This is a genomic window from Methylophilus sp. Q8 (assembly GCF_000800115.1).
In the GTDB taxonomy this organism is placed as follows: domain Bacteria; phylum Pseudomonadota; class Gammaproteobacteria; order Burkholderiales; family Methylophilaceae; genus Methylophilus.
In genome coordinates this window covers 2,320,015-2,340,729 of sequence record NZ_JUHE01000001.1, presented here as the reverse complement: position 1 = coordinate 2,340,729, position 20,715 = coordinate 2,320,015, and the positions used below count along the sequence as shown (strand labels likewise).

The 20,715-nt window shown below is 48.4% G+C and carries 21 protein-coding genes; 18 read left to right on the top strand and 3 right to left on the bottom strand.

The window, feature by feature from the left end; all coding sequences use genetic code 11:
• Nucleotides 1-49 precede the first annotated feature (49 nt).
• The 7 genes from gmd to GQ52_RS11095 all read left to right on the top strand — a co-directional run bounded on the left by gmd (nt 50) and on the right by GQ52_RS11095 (nt 8,600).
• Complete coding sequence (gene gmd / locus GQ52_RS11125) at nt 50-1,084, top strand: GDP-mannose 4,6-dehydratase (RefSeq protein WP_047517721.1); 1,035 nt, start codon at nt 50-52, stop codon at nt 1,082-1,084.
• On the top strand, nt 1,084-1,980 hold the full coding sequence (locus GQ52_RS11120; RefSeq protein WP_047517718.1) for a GDP-mannose 4,6-dehydratase: 897 nt from the start codon (nt 1,084-1,086) through the stop codon (nt 1,978-1,980). Before gmd ends, GQ52_RS11120 begins: the two co-directional genes overlap by 1 nt.
• A gap of 90 nt (nt 1,981-2,070) precedes the next feature.
• A complete protein-coding gene (locus GQ52_RS11115; RefSeq protein WP_047517715.1) occupies nt 2,071-3,189 on the top strand; it encodes a glycosyltransferase in 1,119 nt (372 codons plus the stop codon).
• Nucleotides 3,186-4,082 (top strand): NAD-dependent epimerase/dehydratase family protein, encoded by an 897-nt coding sequence (locus GQ52_RS11110; protein ID WP_047517712.1) that lies wholly within the window; start codon nt 3,186-3,188, stop codon nt 4,080-4,082. Before GQ52_RS11115 ends, GQ52_RS11110 begins: the two co-directional genes overlap by 4 nt.
• Complete coding sequence (locus GQ52_RS11105; protein ID WP_047517709.1) at nt 4,072-4,647, top strand: sugar transferase; 576 nt, start codon at nt 4,072-4,074, stop codon at nt 4,645-4,647. Before GQ52_RS11110 ends, GQ52_RS11105 begins: the two co-directional genes overlap by 11 nt.
• A gap of 17 nt (nt 4,648-4,664) precedes the next feature.
• Nucleotides 4,665-6,584 (top strand): nucleoside-diphosphate sugar epimerase/dehydratase, encoded by a 1,920-nt coding sequence (locus tag GQ52_RS11100; RefSeq protein WP_047517706.1) that lies wholly within the window; start codon nt 4,665-4,667, stop codon nt 6,582-6,584.
• A 93-nt stretch (nt 6,585-6,677) separates the two neighbouring features.
• Nucleotides 6,678-8,600: an ATP-binding cassette domain-containing protein gene (locus GQ52_RS11095; RefSeq protein WP_047517703.1), complete on the top strand. Its 1,923-nt coding sequence runs from the start codon at nt 6,678-6,680 to the stop codon at nt 8,598-8,600.
• Nucleotides 8,601-8,674: 74 nt separating this feature from the next.
• Here GQ52_RS11095 and GQ52_RS11090 read toward each other — a convergent pair whose 3' ends face one another.
• The 3 genes from GQ52_RS11090 to flgA form a co-directional block, all read right to left on the bottom strand.
• The gene (locus tag GQ52_RS11090; RefSeq protein ID WP_047517700.1) at nt 8,675-9,151 is read right to left on the bottom strand and encodes a flagella synthesis protein FlgN; all 477 of its coding nucleotides are present in this window, start codon (nt 9,149-9,151) and stop codon (nt 8,675-8,677) included.
• Nucleotides 9,152-9,156: 5 nt separating this feature from the next.
• Nucleotides 9,157-9,474, bottom strand: a complete 318-nt coding sequence (gene flgM, locus GQ52_RS11085; RefSeq protein ID WP_047517697.1) for a flagellar biosynthesis anti-sigma factor FlgM — start codon at nt 9,472-9,474, stop codon at nt 9,157-9,159.
• Between the two features lie 169 nt (nt 9,475-9,643).
• Entirely contained in the window at nt 9,644-10,372 is a 729-nt protein-coding gene (gene flgA, locus GQ52_RS11080; RefSeq protein ID WP_235273200.1) for a flagellar basal body P-ring formation chaperone FlgA, read from the bottom strand.
• Between the two features lie 268 nt (nt 10,373-10,640).
• On the opposite strand from flgA, the gene flgB reads away from it, so the two are divergent.
• From flgB to flgL, 11 genes are all read left to right on the top strand, one after another.
• Nucleotides 10,641-11,072, top strand: coding sequence for a flagellar basal body rod protein FlgB (gene flgB / locus GQ52_RS11075; protein ID WP_047517692.1), 432 nt, complete (start codon nt 10,641-10,643; stop codon nt 11,070-11,072).
• Nucleotides 11,073-11,088: 16 nt separating this feature from the next.
• Entirely contained in the window at nt 11,089-11,493 is a 405-nt protein-coding gene (gene flgC, locus GQ52_RS11070) for a flagellar basal body rod protein FlgC (protein WP_019882527.1), read from the top strand.
• 20 nt (nt 11,494-11,513) lie between these two features.
• A complete protein-coding gene (locus tag GQ52_RS11065; RefSeq protein ID WP_019882528.1) occupies nt 11,514-12,182 on the top strand; it encodes a flagellar hook assembly protein FlgD in 669 nt (222 codons plus the stop codon).
• A gap of 43 nt (nt 12,183-12,225) precedes the next feature.
• On the top strand, nt 12,226-13,437 hold the full coding sequence (gene flgE / locus GQ52_RS11060) for a flagellar hook protein FlgE (protein ID WP_047517690.1): 1,212 nt from the start codon (nt 12,226-12,228) through the stop codon (nt 13,435-13,437).
• Between the two features lie 36 nt (nt 13,438-13,473).
• Nucleotides 13,474-14,217: a flagellar basal body rod protein FlgF gene (locus tag GQ52_RS11055; protein ID WP_029512381.1), complete on the top strand. Its 744-nt coding sequence runs from the start codon at nt 13,474-13,476 to the stop codon at nt 14,215-14,217.
• Between the two features lie 53 nt (nt 14,218-14,270).
• Nucleotides 14,271-15,053, top strand: a complete 783-nt coding sequence (gene flgG, locus GQ52_RS11050; protein ID WP_019882531.1) for a flagellar basal-body rod protein FlgG — start codon at nt 14,271-14,273, stop codon at nt 15,051-15,053.
• Between the two features lie 40 nt (nt 15,054-15,093).
• Nucleotides 15,094-15,744 (top strand): flagellar basal body L-ring protein FlgH, encoded by a 651-nt coding sequence (locus GQ52_RS11045; RefSeq protein ID WP_019882532.1) that lies wholly within the window; start codon nt 15,094-15,096, stop codon nt 15,742-15,744.
• 11 nt (nt 15,745-15,755) lie between these two features.
• Nucleotides 15,756-16,901 carry a flagellar basal body P-ring protein FlgI gene (locus tag GQ52_RS11040; RefSeq protein WP_019882533.1) on the top strand — a complete coding sequence of 382 codons (1,146 nt, stop codon included), beginning with the start codon at nt 15,756-15,758 and terminating at the stop codon, nt 16,899-16,901.
• Between the two features lie 13 nt (nt 16,902-16,914).
• Nucleotides 16,915-18,000: a flagellar assembly peptidoglycan hydrolase FlgJ gene (gene flgJ / locus GQ52_RS11035; RefSeq protein ID WP_047517688.1), complete on the top strand. Its 1,086-nt coding sequence runs from the start codon at nt 16,915-16,917 to the stop codon at nt 17,998-18,000.
• 106 nt (nt 18,001-18,106) lie between these two features.
• Complete coding sequence (flgK, locus tag GQ52_RS11030) at nt 18,107-19,759, top strand: flagellar hook-associated protein FlgK (protein WP_047517685.1); 1,653 nt, start codon at nt 18,107-18,109, stop codon at nt 19,757-19,759.
• A gap of 21 nt (nt 19,760-19,780) precedes the next feature.
• Entirely contained in the window at nt 19,781-20,686 is a 906-nt protein-coding gene (gene flgL, locus GQ52_RS11025; protein WP_047517682.1) for a flagellar hook-associated protein FlgL, read from the top strand.
• Nucleotides 20,687-20,715 lie beyond the last annotated feature (29 nt).

Sequence of the window (20,715 nt, the reverse complement as noted above, 5' to 3'; positions counted from 1 at the left end):
AACTCATCAAGCACCTTAAAGAAATAAGAATCAATCTGGAAATCTAAACATGAAAACAGCATTTATAACAGGCATCACAGGTCAAGATGGTGCCTATTTAACCAAGTTGCTCCTAAATAAGAACTACAAAGTATATGGCACATACAGAAGAACTAGCTCTGTAAACTTCTGGAGACTTGAAGAGTTAGGCTTAAAAAACAATCCTAATCTTGAGCTTGTTGAATATGACTTAACTGATCTTGGTTCAACCATAAACTTAATTCAACGGATACAACCAGACGAAATTTATAATCTAGCGGCACAGAGCTTCGTAGGCGTTAGCTTTGAACAACCAAGTACAACAGCCCAAATTACTGGCATCGGAGCATTGCACCTTCTCGAGGCAATCAGGCTGATTGATAAAAAAATTAAATTTTACCAAGCAAGTACCAGTGAGATGTTTGGCAAGGTACAAGCCGTACCACAAAAAGAAGATACGCCTTTTTATCCGAGAAGCCCGTATGGCGTTGCAAAGCTCTATGCACATTGGATGACAATTAACTACAGGGAAAGCTATGGTATCTTCGCATCAAGTGGCATCCTTTTTAACCACGAGTCCCCCTTGCGTGGTCAAGAGTTTGTGACACGTAAAATCACAGATTCAATCGCAAAAATCAAACTTGGTAAACTTGATGTGCTAGAACTTGGCAATCTTGACGCCAAACGTGACTGGGGTTATGCGGAAGAATATGTTGAAGGAATGTGGAGAATGCTACAGGCAGATACTCCAGATACCTATGTACTTGCTACAAATAGGACTGAAACGGTGCGTGATTTTGTCGCAATGGCTGCAAAAGCTGCTGGCATTCAACTTAATTTCCATGGTATAGGAGAGAGTGAAATTGGTATTGACGCTGCTTCAGGTAAAACGATTGTACGTGTGAACCCTAAATTTTACAGACCTGCAGAAGTGGACTTGCTAATCGGTAGTGCAGAAAAAGCCAAGAATGATTTAGGCTGGGAACCAAAAACGACACTTGAGCAACTTTGCGCGATGATGGTGGAAGCTGATATACGTCGAAATCAGGTGGGTGCCAGTTTCTAATGGACTCAAAACCTCGCGCACTTATTACAGGAATTAATGGCTTTACGGGACGTTACGTCGCAGAGGAGCTCATTCTTGCTGGTTATGAAGTTTATGGCTTGGGTAACCAAGCCTCTAATGTTCCCAACTATCATCAGGTAAACTTATTAAATCCTGAGGCACTTTCTATTGTCATCAACGAAATAAAGCCACAGGTTGTTGTTCATTTGGCAGCAATTGCTTTTGTTGCGCATGGCAACGCTGATGACTTTTATCATGTCAATATCATTGGCACACGTAATTTACTTGCTGCACTAGCAAAATACGCCCCTACAATTGAAGCTGTCCTAATCGCAAGCAGTGCAAACGTATATGGTAACCAGGCAGAAGGAAAACTTTCAGAGATTAAAACACCTAATCCGAGTAATGACTATGCTGTTAGCAAGCTGGCCATGGAGTACATGGCCAAAACCTGGTCAGAACAGCTTCCAATCTTCATCACACGCCCATTCAATTACACGGGACATGGTCAGTCACCACAATTTCTGATCCCCAAAATCGTTAGTCACTTTAAAAACAGGCAACCAGTGATAGAACTGGGAAATATTGATATCTGGCGCGATTTTAACGATGTCAGAAATGTAGCAAAAGCTTACAAAGAACTCATTCAAAAGAGACCTATAGGCGAAACCATCAATATATGCACAGGCACCTCTACATCTCTACGAGAGATAATTGAAATGGCTGAAAGCATCAGTGATCACAAGATTCGTGTCGTGGTGAATTCGGATTTTGTCCGCAGTAATGAAGTGAAGGTCTTGTGTGGCTCCCCCGATAAGCTACTGAGAATTACAAATATGCAATACAAATACTCTCTAGAAGAAACCTTGCACTGGATGCTTGAAAATACAGAGTGATATTTGAATATTAATTCTCGAAGCTTAATGACTAAAATAAAAGTCATTGAGACCTTAATCTATGCATAACACATGCAGATAACTTGATCTATGAAAACATTAAACGTTTACCGCACTTACTTTCCTGATCCTCCAGGTGGGTTGCAAGAGGCGATCCGACAAATTTGTCTATCAACTCAAAAGTTTGACATACAAAACGAAATATTTACCTTATCCAAAACACCTACGCCAAGACTCATTCAAGCGCCGGAAGCAACGATTTACCGGGAAAAGTCCTGGATAGCTCCAGCATCATGTGACATAGGTGGTATCAAAGCGTTTATGGAATTCAAGAAGCTGTCTGCATCCGCAGACCTGATTCATTTATTCCATCCATGGCCATTTGCAGAGCTTTTAAATTTAGTTGCAAACAAAGGTAAACCAAGGTTGTTGACTTATATTTCCGACATAGTTAGACAAAAGAAACTAGGAAAAATCTATCTCCCCTTGATGAATAAAACTCTCGATAACGTTGATTTAATAGTCGCAAACTGTCCAAATTATGTGAAAACCAGCCCGGTTTTGAGCAAGACAAAATTCGAGCATAAAATTAAAATTATTCCCCTTGGGATTGATCAAGCAAGTTATCCTGTAATCGACAACCCGATAGAGTCCTTACATAGATTTCACTTTGACAAAAAGAAGCCTTTTTTTCTTTTTGTTGGTGTTTTGAGATACTACAAGGGTTTACACACATTATTAGAGGCTGCAAAAAATACAACTCAAGCGATTGTGATTGCAGGTAGCGGTCCTGAAGAAGCTCGATTAAAGCAAATGGCTGAAGAGTTGCAACTATCGAATGTTTTTTTTATTGGTTCGATAACGAATGAAGAGAAGGTTGCCTTACTTAAGCTTTGTACTGCATTAATTCTGCCATCTCACTTACGCTCGGAAGCTTACGGAATGGTGCTAGTTGAAGCCTCAATGTACGGAAGGCCTATGATTAGTTGCGAAATAGGAACAGGAACCTCATTTGTTAATTTGCATCATCAAACAGGATTTGTCGTTGCCCCTGAAAATCCTAAACAACTATCAGATGCGATTCATCAACTTGCCGATGTTTCAACTTCAACAACTTTCGGCAGACAGGCGCGTAATAGATATGATGAGTTGTTCTCAAGTGAGGCTTTAGGCAAAGCATACTCCGATGCTTACCGAATATTATTATGAATATATATGTCACTGGAGCCAGTGGCTTTGTTGGTCGGTCTTTAATTAAGCACCTTATTGATTCAAACCATCTAACACTATCCTTACATCGCAATTCCGTCACAAATAGCATTATTGCGATCGAAAAAGGAATGCCAGTAGACTGTATTATCCATTTGGCTGGTCGAGCCCATGTCATGCATGAAACTGCCAGTGATATTTATTCGGCCTATAGGGAAGTGAACGTAGGCTATACGCTCAAGGTAGCAGCACTAGCAAAGCTTTGGGGAGTTAAAAGATTTGTTTTTTTGAGCTCCGTCAAAGTGAATGGCGAAGCAACGAGGCAACCATTCACAGAACAAGGTACACCAGCCCCTTTAGATGCATATGGTCAAACAAAATTAGAAGCTGAGCTTTTATTAAAAGACTTTTGCGAAAAAAATGACATGGAGTTGGTGATCATACGCCCTCCTCTAATCTATGGGCCAGGTGTCAAAGCCAATTTCAAATCACTAATCAATCTGTGTAGAAAACCCATTCCATTGCCGTTTGGGAGCATTTCAAACAAACGAAGTCTAATTAGTTTAGATAACTTGAGTAACTTTATTGAATTATGCTGCCATCATCCGGCAGCTGCGAATCAAACCTTTCTAATCTCTGATGACTATGACGTCTCTACAACAGAGTTAATTCGCACGATTAGAGCTGCGATGGAGCACAGATCCTTTTTACTGCCAATTCCTTCGACTATTCTAAAATTTGCATTCAATATTATTGGAAAAGAGAACTTGAGCGACAGGTTATTGAATAACCTTCAAGTGGATACGTCTAAAGCGAAACGACTGTTAGGCTGGAAACCAATGATTAGTTTTGAAGAAGGTATTAAACAAACGGTTAATGAGTATGTTGCTTAAAAGAATTTTGGATATTTTATTGAGCTTGATAGCTTTGGTGTTATTGAGCCCATTTTTATTGTTCACTTACTTAATCGTGAAGTTCAGCTCAGAAGGCCCAGCGTTATACTGGAGTCAGCGCGTGGGCCAAAATAACCAGCTATTCAGCATGCCGAAATTTAGATCCATGCAAATTGGTACGCCACAAATTGCCACACATGTAATGAATCAGAAAAGCAATCCTAATAGTTATCTCACGCCTGTTGGGAGCTTTATCCGCAAAACCAGTTTGGATGAGTTACCGCAATTATGGAGTGTATTAAAAGGTGATATGTCAGTTGTTGGGCCCCGCCCTGCGCTATTTAATCAGGACGACTTAATTGGATTGCGCACCAAAAAAGGCGTGCATGTATTAAAACCTGGCATTACTGGCTGGGCACAAATCAATGGACGTGATGAAATTCCAATCCTACAAAAAGTAGATTTGGACGCCTATTATTTGGCGCACCAATCAACGTGGCTGGATTTGAAGATTATTGCGCTGACTGCGATCAAAGTGATCAAGCGTGATAACATCACACACTGACCCTATGTTTCACAAACATGCATAAACTTCCTATCAAGCTTTTATCATTTCTGGCCTTTTTTCATGACGCAGTTGTCGTCATGGCTGCTTGGTGGCTAGCGTTTGCATTACGTTTTAACTTTCACATTCCATCTGGATTTAGTCAATTTATTTGGCAAACCTTACCCATCATTTTTCTATTCCACGCGACTTCGTTCTATACATTTGGCTTATACAAAGGCGTGTGGCGGTTTGCCAGTCTGCCCGATTTGAAGCGTATTGTGCGTGCAATTGGTTTCGCTGCATTGATGAGTGCATCGTATGCCTTGTTAGTGCATCCTTCGATCATCATTCCGCGCTCAGTACTGATTATTAACCCAATGTTATTAGTTTTAGCCATGGGTGGCAGCCGCTTTATTTACCGTGCCTGGAAAGAGCGCCGCCTGTTTAACAGCATTGCGCTACAGGGTAAACCTGTAATTGTGATAGGCGTAGAAGACACATCGTTTAACCTGATTAAAGAACTAAGCAAAAACCCTGAATGGCGCGTGGTGGCAATGATAGACCCCAGTAATAAACTGATTGGCCGTGAAATCATGCATACCAAGGTCGAAGGCGGCCTGGAGGATATGGCGCAGATTGCAGCGCGCCATGATTGCCAGCATTGCATGATTGCGATGCCGGGTAGCCGACATGAAAAGCGTCGCTTGGCGGTTGAAGCCGCACGTAAGGTAGAAGGCATGGAAGTATTGACCTTACCTGCCATGTCAGACCTGATCAGTGGCCGCGTCAGTTTGTCACAGATTCGCAAGATTGATGTGGAAGACTTGCTAGGGCGTGACGTGGTGCAGCTGGATACACACGGATTAAGCAGTATGCTGGCGAATAAAGTAGTACTGGTCTCGGGTGCCGCGGGCTCGATTGGTTCTGAGCTTTGTCGCCAGATACTCAGCTTCCATCCTGCACAATTGATTTGCCTGGATATTTCAGAGTATGCGTTGTATACGCTGCAGCAGGAGTTTAGCCAGTGGGTGACAGATACCGAGCTGGTGTACCTGGTGGCAGATGTGAAAAACCAGACGCGTATCCAGCGCATTTTGCAAAGCCATCAACCTGACGTGGTATTACATGCTGGCGCTTACAAACATGTGCCGATGATGGAACATTTTAATGTGGTCGAGGCCTTGCAAAACAATGCACATGGCACTTACCAGGTTGCTGCAGCTTGCCAGGCGGCCGGTGTGCCAACGTTTGTCTTGGTTTCAACCGACAAAGCGGTGAATCCGACCAATGTGATGGGTGCCAGTAAACGGCTGGCCGAATTGATTTGCCAGGGATTGCAGCATGCTGACAACAGCAACACGCGTTTTATCACGGTGCGTTTTGGTAATGTGTTGGGCAGCAGTGGCAGTGTGATTCCCAAGTTCCGCGAACAGATTGCCCATGGCGGCCCAATTACCATTACCCATCCTGAAATTACACGCTACTTTATGTCCATCCCCGAGGCGGCACAATTGGTATTACAGGCTGCGACCATGGGCAACGGTGGCGAGGTATTTGTGCTGGACATGGGCACACCGGTCAGGATTATCGACCTGGCGCGCGATATGATTAAATTATCAGGCCTGCAAGAGCAGGATATCCGCATTGAGTTTACCGGCTTGAGACCAGGTGAAAAACTGTATGAAGAGCTATTGGCAGATGATGAAAACACCCTGCCCACCAGCCATGAAAAATTACGCATCGCACAGGCACGTAGTGCAGATGCACGCTGGTTGGCTAATTTGCTGGAATGGTTAAGCAATATTCCACATTTGCAAGAAACACAAATCAAGCAAGACTTGCAGCGCTGGGTGGAAGAATATCAACCCGATACCCGCCCGGCACCTGATGTTTCCCTGCGCGGTGGTGCATTGTCGCTAGACACCCTGCCCTCGCCTTCACAACAGATACACTGATAGATTCTTTTATTTACGCATTAAGCTTAGTGTATGGTTTGATGTCGTTTACAATATCGAATCGATTCAACAACCTCTGCCACATCCCCCTTTATGCCTCATATTACGCTTGATAATGCCAGCCTGGCATTTGGTCATCATGCCTTGCTTGCCCAAGCCTCATTTCAGTTAGACCCAGGTGAACGCGTCGGTTTGATTGGCCGCAATGGTGCCGGTAAATCCAGTCTACTGAAAGCCATTGCCGGTACCATCAAACTGGATGACGGCACTGTATGGCGCGCACCGAACGTACGCGTGGTCTATGTGCCACAAGAACCTGAACTGGATAATGCGCACACCGTATTTGAAGCAGTGGCAGAAGGTTTGGGCAGCTTGCAGCAAACCATCATTGACTACCATCAGGTCACGCATGATATGGGCATGCCGGATGCCAATATTGAGGCGCTGATGGAGCGCATGCAGGCATTACAGCATGAAATGGATGCGCAAAATGGATGGGTAGCGCAATCACGTGTCGAAACCGTGCTTAGCCGCTTAAAGCTGGATGCGGATGTATTGGTCTCAACACTTTCTGGTGGCTGGCGTAAACGCGTTGCGCTTGGGCGGGCGCTGGTGGCAGAGCCTGAAGTACTATTGCTGGATGAGCCGACCAACCATCTGGATCTGGAAGCGATCGAGTGGCTGGAAGATTTGTTACTGGGATTTAATGGCAGCGTGTTGTTTATTACCCACGACCGTCGCTTTTTAGACAAATTGGCCACACGCATTACCGAACTTGACCGTGGCAATCTGACAGACTTTGTTGGCAACTTTTCACAATATCAAATTAAAAAAGAAGAGTTACTCGCCGTTGAAGAAACGCATGCGGCTAAGTTCGATAAATTTTTGGCACAGGAAGAAGTCTGGATCCGCCAAGGGATTAAAGCACGCCGTACACGTAATGAAGGGCGCGTAAGAAGACTGGAAGCGCTACGTTTAGACCGTGCAGCCAGACGTGAGCGCCAGGGCGATGTCAAACTCAACCTGGATGCTGGCGAACGTAGTGGGAAACTAGTGGCAGAGCTTGATCAGGTCTATAAGTCCTATGGTGACAAAACCTTAATCAAAGGCTTCAGTACCCGTATTTTGCGTGGCGATAAAATCGGTTTATTAGGACCAAACGGGATTGGAAAATCTACGCTATTGAAACTTATTTTAGGGGACATTGAAGCAGATAGTGGTGACATTCAGCGCGGCACAAAAATCAATGTTGCTTATTTTGACCAGATGCGTGAGCAGTTAGATGAAGAGGCCACCTTGGCCGATACCATTAGCCCAGGTTCAGACTTTGTTGAAATCGGCAATGAGCGTAAACATGTGATCAGTTACCTGGAAGACTTCCTGTTTCCGCCACAACGCTCACGCTCACCAGTGAAATCACTTTCTGGTGGTGAACGCAACCGTTTACTGTTGGCACGCCTGTTTGCACGCCCTGCCAACGTCCTGGTGCTGGATGAGCCGACCAATGACCTGGATATTGATACGCTGGAGTTATTGGAGACGCTATTACAGGATTATTCAGGGACCCTTTTCCTCGTCAGCCACGATCGGGCTTTTCTGGAAAACACCGTCACTCAGGTGATTGCGTTTGAAGGCCAAGGCAAATTAACCGAATTCGGTGGTGGTTACGATGACTGGTTAAGATTTAGCCAGGATCGCAGCAGCAAACCAACTTCTACGCCAAAAGTATCTGCTGTCGCTTCAGCATCAAATACACCCGCGCCTATAGTCACCACCCAAACGGTCACTCCCCGAAAAACGTTGAGCTTCAAGGAACAGCGTGAGCTGGAAGCATTACCCGCAGAAATTGAACAACTGGAGCAAGAGCAAGCCGAGATCCAGGCGCAATTTGCGCAAGGTGATATTTATAAACAGGCGCCTGATCGAGTGAAGCTGCTACAGGACAGGCTAAGCGAAATTGAGCTACTGGTCATGCAGAAGCTCACGCGCTGGGAAACGCTAGAAAGTTTGATGTAAGGCCATTTGCTAGCGTTAAAAGCACAACAGCCGAAGAGATGCTCTTCGGCTGTTTTTTATCGTGTGAACAGTGTCTAGACTGAAAAGCCGCTACGACTGTTGTTTGCCCGGTGGGCTTGACCATTTTTGCCATAAAACTGTGGTGCAGAACTCTTACCGTTCAATGCATCCAGCTTTTCCTGATTGCGCAAAAAGTGCTTGTTAATCAGGATACCGTTCAAGCGATTTAATTCTTTTGCCTGTGTCAGCTCTTGCTGAAAAGTGACCCACGCACTATCTAACAATTGGCTGGATTGCTTTTGTAACCAGACCGACATGCCCTGCTCATTCGGCTCAAAGCCTGCTGCGGCCAGCGCGTCATAGCGTGAGTTGGCTGCGGCACCTAATGCTTGTAGCAGCTCAACCCGCCTGTCTACCATGCGTTCAATCACGTCCAGGTCAGCAGTGACCAGGGCCGACTGCTCAGACTGCAAATCACTCAATAACTCTGATACCAGCGCGGCGTCTTTCTCAAACGTCACTGGAGAAGATAAATGATTTGCAGTCGTCATAATTGTCAGCCTTTATTCGGTTGTATCAAGTCTTTAACAGTTTGCAACAAGCCATCAGCCACTTTGGCGGTATCCACCGAAAAATCGCCACGCGCAATGGCGGCTTTGATTTCTTCGACTTTATTGGTGTCAAACACCTCACCAGAGGCCAATCCAGCTTCTAATGACTGCAACTGCACGGAGGCAGAAGATAAAGTCACATTGTCTGAAGCGGCAGTAGATGTGCTTGCTGCTTTCTCGCTGCTTTTATTCGCAGTCCCTTTTTCCAATGTCGGCTTGTCTACGCCAACACCCATTTTTTTAATCGAATCTGAAATGTTCATGCCGTACCTCTTCTGATTTTGAATTGTTTCAGGGCTTATCAAAGTCAAAACCCTCATTCGTTAACAGTACTATCGGCATAGTTTAAGCGAACTTTAGTGCTTAATACACTTTTTATCGCATGTTTATAATTTTCAGACATTTTTCAATAAAAAAACGTTGTCCATCTGACTAAAAGCGCACGTCTACCTTACCGGAAGACTGCGCGACGCCTTTTACAATCTGGCCACTGCTGACTTTCACATCAACCACTTGGCCAACATTTGCGGTTTGCATGGCAGTGCCATCAGCCGAGATCACAAAGCCATCACCACGACTATTTAACTGTACAGTTTGCCCTTGCATAATCACCGGCACCGACTTGAGCAATTCAGGTCTTAACACCGTGCCCAATGGCAAATTCAATGCTGCCTGCTTACCAGCCAACATAGACAAGTCAGTAATAATGCCTGCTGGCAATTTGCTTAAATCACCAGACTGCATGACCACGTCTGTGGGTTGCACTGGTGAACCCTGGCCAACCGGCAAACCGGTGACGGCATATTCTCCCCATACCTGCACATCGGCCTGAACATAAAGAGTCCATGGCTTAGTCTCAGATTGCAGACAACGCACGCCAATATGGGTTTTACCCCACAAACGGGCGCCTTGTACGGTAAAGCCTTCCATCAATGCGCACTCTGCAATGCGGATACGGCTGTCCAGCGGTTGAATCTCGATATTGACTTTGCCCGGATAGCCTTGTGTCTGGCTTTGTACATACTGCATCACTGTTTGATACAGACGGCTGTGCATGTCATTACCTGCAGAGGCAGCGACCGCATGCTGATTCGCAATCACCGCACGGTCTGCCGCGTACGCAGACACGCTCATCAGCCATAACAGGCTAACAATAAGCATTATCACAATCTGGGGCTGGTGTTGTTTCATGTGCCCTATTCTACGCATCACGGGCAAGTTTAATCCCGGAATTAAAGGGGATTTCCCCCGTTTAATTGCAGAATCATTGCATAGGCCGCGGCGTACACTAGGCATAGCTAGTAAAAGTCATATGCGTGAAAGCAGACCTGCTTATTCGGGTTAACGGTCGCAGAGGACAAAACTTTAGAGGTTCGAAAGCAACAGGTTTCGAACAGGGCTGGAGAAACAGCCAGGAAAGGATAAAACGATGATAAACAAACTGGACGCCGCACTGAATTTCCATCAGACGGCATTGCGCGTGCGCAATGAACGTCAAGAGCTGTTGGCATCGAATATTGCCAATGCAGATACACCGCAATATAAAGCGCGTGACATCGACTTTCAGTCTGCCATGAAGGCAGCGCTGCAACCGAATGCTTCTGCTGGTACCACAACAAGCAATGGCGCATTGCAACAAACCAATGCTGGCCATATGAATGGCACGGGTGGCAGCGGCTATGTCAGCGCAGGCGACCCGCTGTTCCGCGCGGTGGTGCAAGGCTCTGCTGACGGCAACACCGTCGATATGGATGTGGAGCGTAATGCTTATGTCGATAACGGCATCCGTTATGAGGCCAGCCTGACCATGATAGGCGGCCAGATTAAAAAAATGCTGTCCGCAATTAACGGCCAGCAATAATTAAAGGAGGTCTGTCATGTCTCTGTTTAACGTATTCAAAATTTCCGGCTCAGCCATGAGTGCGCAATCCATGCGCCTGAACACGGTGGCCAGCAACCTTGCCAACGCCGACAGCGTGGTGAGCTCCGATGGCAAGCCCTACCAGTCTAAACAAGTGGTGTTTAAGGCAGTTCAGGATGCAGCCAACCAGAGCAGCACGGTTGAAGTGGATCGTGTCATTGAAGATAACAAGCCAGGCAAAATGGTCTACGACCCCAAACACCCGATGGCAAATGCCGATGGCTACATCACCATGCCTAATGTCAACGTGACTGAGGAAATGGTGAACATGATTTCAGCCTCACGCGCTTATCAAAACAACGTGGAAACCATGAACGCGGCAAAAACCATGTTGCTTAAAACATTGAATATCGGTCAATAACCTGCAGAAAGGACTTCAGCATGACCACCGTTAATACCAACAACCAGGTGTCACAAGATTTACTGAATTCAGTGAACACACGCAACACGGCCAGCACAACAGATGAAACACAAGACCGTTTCATGACCTTGCTGGTGACGCAGATGAAAAACCAGGACCCGTTGAATCCGATGGATAACGCCCAGGTGACCAGCCAGATGGCGCAGTTGAATACCGTGACTGGCATCAACAAGCTGAATGAAACCATGAGTAGCCTGATCGGCAGCGTACAGTTGGGCCAAGCCTACCAGGCCACCAGCATGATAGGCCGCAATGTATTGGTAGAAGGCAAAACGCTGACCCATACAGAAACCGGCGGCTATTTCGGCGTCAATGTGCCTAATGGTGCAGATAGCCTGTCAGTCGCGATTAAAAACGGTTCCGGCGCCACCATCCGCACACTGACATTCGGCAAACAGGATGTGGGTGTGAACGCATTGAGCTGGGATGGCAAAATGGATGATGGTACGGTCGCGCCTAGTGGTGACTATAGCTATGAAATCACCGCAAAAACCGGTGACACCACCGTCAGCAGTACCGCCCTGAGTCTGGCACAGGTACAAAGTGTCACCACCAGCACCAGTGGCGCCAAACTGAATTTGAGCAATAACACGACAGTGTCTGCATCCGATATTTCAGAGATTTTCTAATTTTTAATACTTACATTTTTAGTCCTTACCAAGGAGAGATAACATGGCTTTTTCACAAGGCTTAAGTGGTTTAAATGCAGCATCTAAAGCGCTGGAAGTGATTGGCAACAACGTTTCTAACGCCAACACTGTTGGCTTTAAACAGTCTCGTGCAGAGTTTTCTGATGTGTTCGCGGCCTCCCTGAGTGGCGCCGGTACAACACAAATCGGTATTGGTACCAAAATTTCAGATGTGGCCCAACAGTTTACACAGGGCAACATTACCGCCACCAACAACACACTGGATGTGGCGATTAACGGCGCGGGCTTCTTCCGTTTGAGCAATAACGGTGCGGTGACCTACACCCGTAACGGCCAGTTCCAGATGGATAAAAACGGCTATATTGTCACCAGTGACGGCAAACGCCTGATGGGTAACAGTGCAGATAACCTGAACGGCTCCAGCCCGGTAGAAATCCAGATCGACACCAGTGATTTGCAACCGGTGGCCAGCTCCAAAATTAGCGGCACCTTGAACCTGAACTCAGCCAGTGCCAATATTGACCAGACAGTCACCCCATTCAGCTCTACCGACCCCACCAGTTACACTAACTCAACCGCGATTACGGTGTATGACAACCTGGGTAACTCACATAATGTACAAAACTACTATGTGAAAACCGCCGCAAACACCTGGAGCGTTTACACCACGGTAGATGGTAGTGATGTCACGCCAACACCAACGCCATCCATGGTATTCAACGCAGGTGGCTACGATTCAACGAACTCCAGCGTGCCAGCCGTCAGCTTCACACCGACGAGCGGTGGCGCCACCATGAACATCAGTTTTGACTATTCTAAAAGTACACAATATGGCTCGTCTTTCAGCGTCAACAAGCTGAGCCAGGATGGTTACTCTTCTGGCCGGATTGCCAGCTTCACTATTGGTGACGATGGCATTATTCAAGGCCGCTACACCAACGGTCAATCCAAAGACCTGGGTCGCGTCGTCCTGGCTAACTTTGTCAACCCGAATGGTTTGCAGTCCCTCGGCGGTAACCAGTGGGCATCCACCTACGAATCCGGTGATGAACTGATTGGTTCCCCAGGCAGCAGCACACTGGGCGTACTGCAGTCATCTGCGGTAGAAGATTCAAACGTAGACCTGACCGCAGAACTGGTCAACATGATTACTGCACAACGTATCTACCAGGCCAACGCGCAAACCATCAAAACGCAAGATCAGGTCATGCAGACTTTGGTCAACCTGCGTTAATACAGGTTTGATTAACTTCTTGATAGGGGCAGCTTTATGGATCGTCTGATATATACCGCAATGACTGGCGCCAAGCACATTCTGGAGCAACAGGCGACCACAGCCCATAACCTGGCAAACGCGACCACCACTGGCTTCAAAGCCCAGGTGGACAGTTTCAGGGCCGTGCCGATTTTGGGCGATGGCTTGCCAACACGCGCCTTTGTCGTCGATGCCACCGTCGGCACTGACTACAAGCCAGGCAGTATCCAGCATACCGGTCGCGACCTCGATGTTGCCGTACAAGGTGAAGGCTGGATTGCCGTACAGCGTGCGGATGGTTCAGAAGGTTATACCCGCAACGGCTCGCTCAAAATTAATGAGAACGGCCAGTTGCAAACCGAATCTGGCCTCAATGTGATGGGCGACGGCGGCCCGATCAGCATCCCGCCCAATGTGATTGTCAGCATCGGTGGTGATGGCACGATTTCCAGCGTCAACGACCTGAGCGTGCCTGGTGCGACCACGATTCTGGCTCGAATCAAACTGGCTAACCCGCCAGCAGCTTCGCTCAAACGTGCAGAAGACGGCTTATTTGTGACCAGTAATGGTCAGGCTGCACCCTTGGATCCGAATGTCAAAGTCACCGGTGGTGCCCTCGAAAGCAGCAATGTGAACGTGGTCGAAACCATGGTGAATATGATCGGCCTGGCGCGCCAATTCGAAATGCAAATGAAAATGCTGGAAAACGCGCAAAACAACGCTGGAAAAGCAGATCAGCTCTTCAGTATGAATGGTTAATGCTTGCACTACTATTGCAGTATGAAAACGGCTTTAAGCCCAAGGAGTGAACGATGATACGCTCATTATGGATTTCCAAAACCGGTCTTGATGCACAACAAATGCAGATGGACGTGATTTCAAACAACCTGGCCAACGTCAGCACCAGCGGCTTTAAAAAGTCGCGCGCAGTGTTTGAAGACCTGCTCTACCAGAACATTCGCCAGGTAGGCTCGCAAAGCTCGCAACAAAGCCAGCTGCCCAGCGGTTTGCAATTAGGCACCGGCGTCAAGCCAGTCGCCACTGAGCGTATTTTCACCCAGGGCAACCTGCAACAAACCAGTAACGACAAAGACGTTGCCATCCAGGGCCAGGGTTTCTTCCAGATTCTGATGCCAGATGGCACCACGGCGTATACCCGTGATGGCTCATTCCAGGTCGATAGCCAGGGGCAACTGGTGACCGCCAGCGGTTTCCCGGTGCAGCCCGCAATTACCATTCCTGCCAATGCGCAAAGTTTGTCTATCGGCAGAGACGGCGTCGTATCCATTACCACGCCTAACTCCACAGCCACAACGCAAATTGGCCAGATTCAGCTGGCTACCTTTATCAATCCGGCCGGTATGCAAGCCAAAGGTGAAAACCTGTTTGTAGAAACCACCGCCTCCGGCAACGCGAATACCAATACACCCGGGACCAATGGCGCCGGTTTATTGTCACAAGGCTATGTTGAAACTTCCAACGTCAATGTGGTGGAAGAGCTGGTGAGCATGATTCAAACCCAGCGCGCCTATGAAATTAACAGCAAGGCGATTACAACGTCGGACCAGATGCTGCAAAAACTGTCGCAGATGTAATCCCTGCTTGAGGGTCACTCAAATGATGAATAGAACGATCATGAGCTTACTACTTTGTTTGGCGTTTTCTCAATTACTGAACGGCTGCTCTATCACGCCGTCAACCATTGTGCAAAAACCGGAAACGCCGCGAGTAGCAATGGCACGTCCAGATGCGCGCACAGAAGGCGCCATCTTCAATAGCGCAGGCTTTCGCCCATTGTTTGAAGACCGCAGACCGCGCTATGTAGGCGATATCGTCACTGTTCGTATTGCAGAAAACACCACCGCCAACAAAGCTTCTGATAACGAGCAAACCAAAGATGGCTCAACCGCGGCTTCTGTGACCGGCCTGTTTGGACACAATGTGCCTAAAGCCGCTTTCAACGCCAGCTCAGCGCTGTCATTTAAAGACAAAGCGGCTGCAGATGCCAGCAATACCTTTAGCGGCTCTGTCACTGCCACAGTGACCGATGTGCTGCCAAATGGCTACCTGGTCATCAGTGGCGAGAAACAGATTGGCTTTGACAAAGGCACTGAATATGTCAGGTTCTCTGGCATCGTCAACCCGGACATGATTACCATCGGCAACGAAGTGGTTTCGACCAAAGTGGCGGATGCGCGTATCGAATATCGTAGCAACAGCAAAATGGATGCCGCTGAAGTGTTATCCATGTTCTCGCGCTTCTTCCTCAGCATGATTCCATTGTAGGAGAGTTGATCATGCCCATACTGACACACAGCTTAGTTCACACCGTACAGCGCGGCCAACGCGCTGTTGCCTATGGCCTGCTGGCATGCGGCCTGCTGCTGGCCACGCCTTTCGCTCAAGCGGAGCGCATCAAGGACATCAGCAATATTCAGGGCGTACGCGCCAACCAATTGATTGGTTATGGCCTGGTCGTCGGCCTTGATGGCACTGGCGATATGACCACGCAAACACCATTCACCGTGCAAAGTATTATCAGCATGATGAACCAGATGGGCATTACCCTGCCACCTGGGACCAACCTGCAGCTGAAAAACGTGGCAGCGGTGATGGTCACCAGCTCCCTGCCCGCTTTCGCACAGCCAGGGCAAACCCTGGATGTGACGGTGTCTTCTATGGGTAACGCCAAGAGCTTGCGTGGCGGTACCTTATTGATGACGCCGCTGAAAGGTGCAGACGGACAAATTTATGCCATGGGCCAAGGTAACCTGGTCGTGGGTGGTGTCGGTGCGGCGGCCAATGGCAGCCAGACCCAGATCAACCATTTAAGTGTCGGCCGCATTTCAGAAGGTGCTACCGTTGAACGCGCATTGCCGAATACCCTGCTACACCAGGATATTGTCAAACTCGAATTGAAAGAAAGTGACTTTTCAACCGCCAATAATGTGGTTGAAGCCATTAACAAGAAATTTGGCCCGATGACGGCCCAGGCCGAGAGTGGCCGCGTGATTCAGGTGCGCCCGCCTGAAAGCATGAGCCGCGTTTCTTTCCTGGCTAACCTGGAAACCATTAATGTCGCTCTGGCCGCGACACCAGCCAAGATTATCCTCAATGCACGTACCGGCTCCGTGGTGATGAACAAGGCAGTGACGCTGGATAGCTGCGCAGTCTCACACGGCAACCTGTCGGTGGTGATTAATACCTCACCGGTGATTAGCCAGCCTGGCCCATTCTCGAATGGCCAGACCATCTCCACCGCAGTGTCTGAGATTAACATCAACAAAGAACCAGGCAAGGTACTGAAGCTGAATAACGGCGCTAACTTGTCTGATGTCGTTAAAGCACTAAATGCGATTGGCACCACACCACAGGACTTACTGGCGATTTTGCAAGCCATGAAAGCCGCTGGCGCGTTAAATGCCGAGCTTGAGGTGATTTAAGCGAGAGACGACCATGCAACCACGTGTCGATCCTACTACGCAAAGCCTGGCTATTGATGCTAACTCGCTCAATAGCCTGAAGCGCGCCAATAACGATTCGCCAGAGGCGATTCGGGCAGTGGCACGCCAGTTTGAAGCCGTGCTGATGAACATGATGTTAAAAAGCATGCGTGAGACCGTGCCGCAAGATGGCATCACCGATAGCGAACAAGGCAAGATGTTCATGGGCATGCTGGACCAGCAACTGAGCACCAACCTCAGCCAGAAGGGCATGGGGCTGACTGATGTGCTGGTCAGGCAATTAAGCAAGTTCAGCCAAAAGCCGGGCGATGCGACCGATGGCAGTAAAGACAGCAAATCTTCTGGCAAACTCGATAGCAGTTCTGCCCTGCCCCACACCAGCCAAACCAACCAACTAACAAGCAATAGCAATGGTAAAGCCGTGCTGGCGCAAGCCGCACAAAAAATCCGCGAGGCTTACCAGCAGTGGGAAGCCACTGACAGTACCTCCGATAGCAATACCGATACTGCCTGGGCACGCGGGATTCCGGAACTGCCGCCACTGGTTGAAGAAACACAGGCCAATGTCCAGAGCTTTACCCTGCCGCAAGCGCCATTAGCCACGGCCATGCGTGAAGTGGCAGGTAAAACCCAACAATTCATCCAGAGCATGTTGCCACATGCACAAGCGGCCAGCAGTACTTCCGGCATTCCAGCCAAATTCATGATTGGCCAGGCCGCCCTCGAAAGCGGCTGGGGCAAACATGAAATTAAAACGGACAATGGTGTGAACAGCCATAACCTGTTTGGCATCAAGGCTGACGCCAACTGGAAAGGCAAAGTCGCAAGCAGCACTACCACCGAATACATCAATGGCGTCAAGCAGACCCGCGTAGAGAAATTCCGTGCTTACGATAGCTACAGTGATGCCTTCAAGGATTACGCCAAACTGATTTCACAGAATCCGCGCTACCAGCAAGCCATGAGTAACACCCATGATGCCAGTGCGTATGCCAATGCATTGCAACGCGCAGGCTATGCCACCGATCCGCAATATGGCAAAAAACTGACGCAAGTGATCAAGAATTTACAAGGCTAAGCAGACGCAACCCTAAAGAAACAAAAAAAACTGCCGATAGGCTACTTAACCACACTTTAAAGTCGTGTCTGACTCTCTGCAGGGGGCTGACACATGAGGAAATCACATGTCAAATGTACTCAGCATTGGTAAAAGCGCCCTCAATGCCGCGCAAATAGGCATTGCCACTGTTGGCCACAACATTGCCAACGCGTCGACCGAGGGCTACAACCGTCAAGTTGTGGTGCAAGCCGCAGCCCAAGCACAGAACTTTGGTTACGGCTATGTCGGCCAAGGGACTAATGTGGTGGGTATCCAGCGTGTGTACAATGAGACGCTGGCCAAACAGGTGATTAATGCGACCTCTACCGCCAATGCCAGTGGCGCCTATTACAGTAATATCAGCCAGATCAACGGTTTGTTGTCTGACAGCACCGCCGGTTTGAATCCGGTGATTACCAGCTTTTTCAGCGCGGTGAGTGCAGCAGCAGCCAACCCGAGCGATACGGCCACACGCCAGACCCTGATTTCATCTGCACAATCGATGGTGAATCGCTTTAATGCGGTGAATACCCAACTGGACCAGATGCGTGAGAGCATCAATACCCAGATTACCGCCAGTGTTGATGCGATTAACAGTTACTCCACGCAAATCGCCACCCTGAATGACACGATCAGCAAGGCGATTAACTCAACAGGCAACATGCCTAACGATTTGATGGACCAGCGTGACCAATTGGTCGCCAAGCTCAGTGAACAAATCAAGACCACGGTCATCAAACAGGATGATGGTTCCTACAACGTGTTTGCCGGTAGCGGCATGCCACTGGTGGTCGGCACGCAACAGTACTCCCTATATACCCGCGCCAGTGATACCGACCCTACCCGGGTGGAAGTCGCTTACGGCAATCCGGCCAGCCCAAAAATTCTGAGCACGGATACTTTGTCTGGCGGCACCCTGGGCGGTGTCTTGCAGTTCAGAAGCGAGACGCTGGATGTGGTACAAAACCAGGTAGGTCAATTGGCGGTCACGCTGGCCAGCCAGTTTAATGCCCAGCAAACCCAGGGCTACGACTTGAATGGCGTACTGGGTACTAACCTGTTCAATGTGGGCAACCCAACAGCGATCAGTAGCGCCTACAATACTGACCCGACCAAAGCGGCCTCGGCCTCCATCACCGATGCCAGCCTGCTGACCAGCAGCGACTACACGGTGAAATACAATAGTGGTCAATATACCATTACGCGCCTCAGTGATAAATCTGTCATGTGGCAAGGTGCCTCGCTGCCTGCCACAGTGGACGGCATGCAAATTGACGTGAACACCAGTACACCGACAGAAGGTGATTCTTACCTGATCAAGCCTACCCAGTACTCGGCTGGTCAACTGTCACTGGCGTTTACCAATGTCGACAAATTGGCCATGGCGGGCTCTGCCTCCACCGGCCCTAACGATAACGAAAACGGCTTGAAACTGGCGGCCTTGCAAACCGGCGCAAACGTGCGTGTGGCGGGCAGCAGCACCAATAGAAGCTACGCCCAGGCCTTTGCGCAAATGGTGAGCGCGGTGGGCACCAAAACCAATGAGCTCAGCATTACCAGCAAGTCCGATGCGACCGCGCTGGAAAATGCTACCAGTGCCATGCAATCAGAGTCAGGCGTCAACCTGGACGAAGAAGCGACAGATTTGTTGCGTTACCAGCAAGCCTACCAGGCGGCGGGCAAAATGATGCAAATCGCCAGCCAGCTGTTTGAAGTTTTGCTGCAAATGGGTCAATAAGTTTTTGAAGGATAGGCCATCATGAGAATCAGTACCAATACCATCTATCAATCTGGCACCAACCAGTTAATGAATCTGCAATCAGACTTGAATAAGCTGAGCATTCAAACTGCGACTGGTAAACGTGTGAACTCGCCAGCAGACGATCCGGTGGCGGCAGCACGGATACTCGAACTCAATACGGCCAAAGACCAGAACGCAAATTACACCAGCACGCGTAAAACAGCAGAAACCTTGCTGCAAACCTACGAAGCCAACCTGAGTAGCGTGACCGACACGATACAATCGATACAATCTTCACTGATTGCTGCCGGTAATGGTGCTTATACCGATGCCGAACGTGCCAAGCTGGCCAATGAGCTGCAAGGCAGCCTGGATACGCTGAAAGGTTTGGCGAACACCAAAGACTCTCAAGGCAACTATATGTATTCCGGCTATGCCTCGTCTACAGTGCCTTTTGATAGCAACGATGATTTTGTCGCCAGCTCAGTCCGCACCAAGTTGCAAATTGATGTGCAAAGCCAGTTGCCCGTGACCTTCACCGGTGACCAGGTATTTGGTGCCAACGGCGACAATGTGTTTACTAACTTGCAGGATATCATTTCACTGTTAAAAACACCGATCACGGACAGCACCACCCAGGCGACATTTAATACTGGCCTGGCCACCAGCATCGATAAGATGAAAGGTTCATTGAATTCGGTATTGGATGCGCGTTCAGAAATCGGTAGTAGCCTGAATTTGCTGGATACCTTGAACACCACCGGCGATAGCCTGGATCTGCAATACGATGCGTCTATTTCAACGCTGCAGGATCTGGACTATGCGCAGGCCTTGTCTGATATTTCCAAGAAAACCACCATCTTGCAGGCGGCACAAAAAGCATTTGTGGCGACGTCGAATATCTCGCTATTTAGCCTGATTTAAAAGGATTGAAGCGGTGAAGGCCTTGCAAG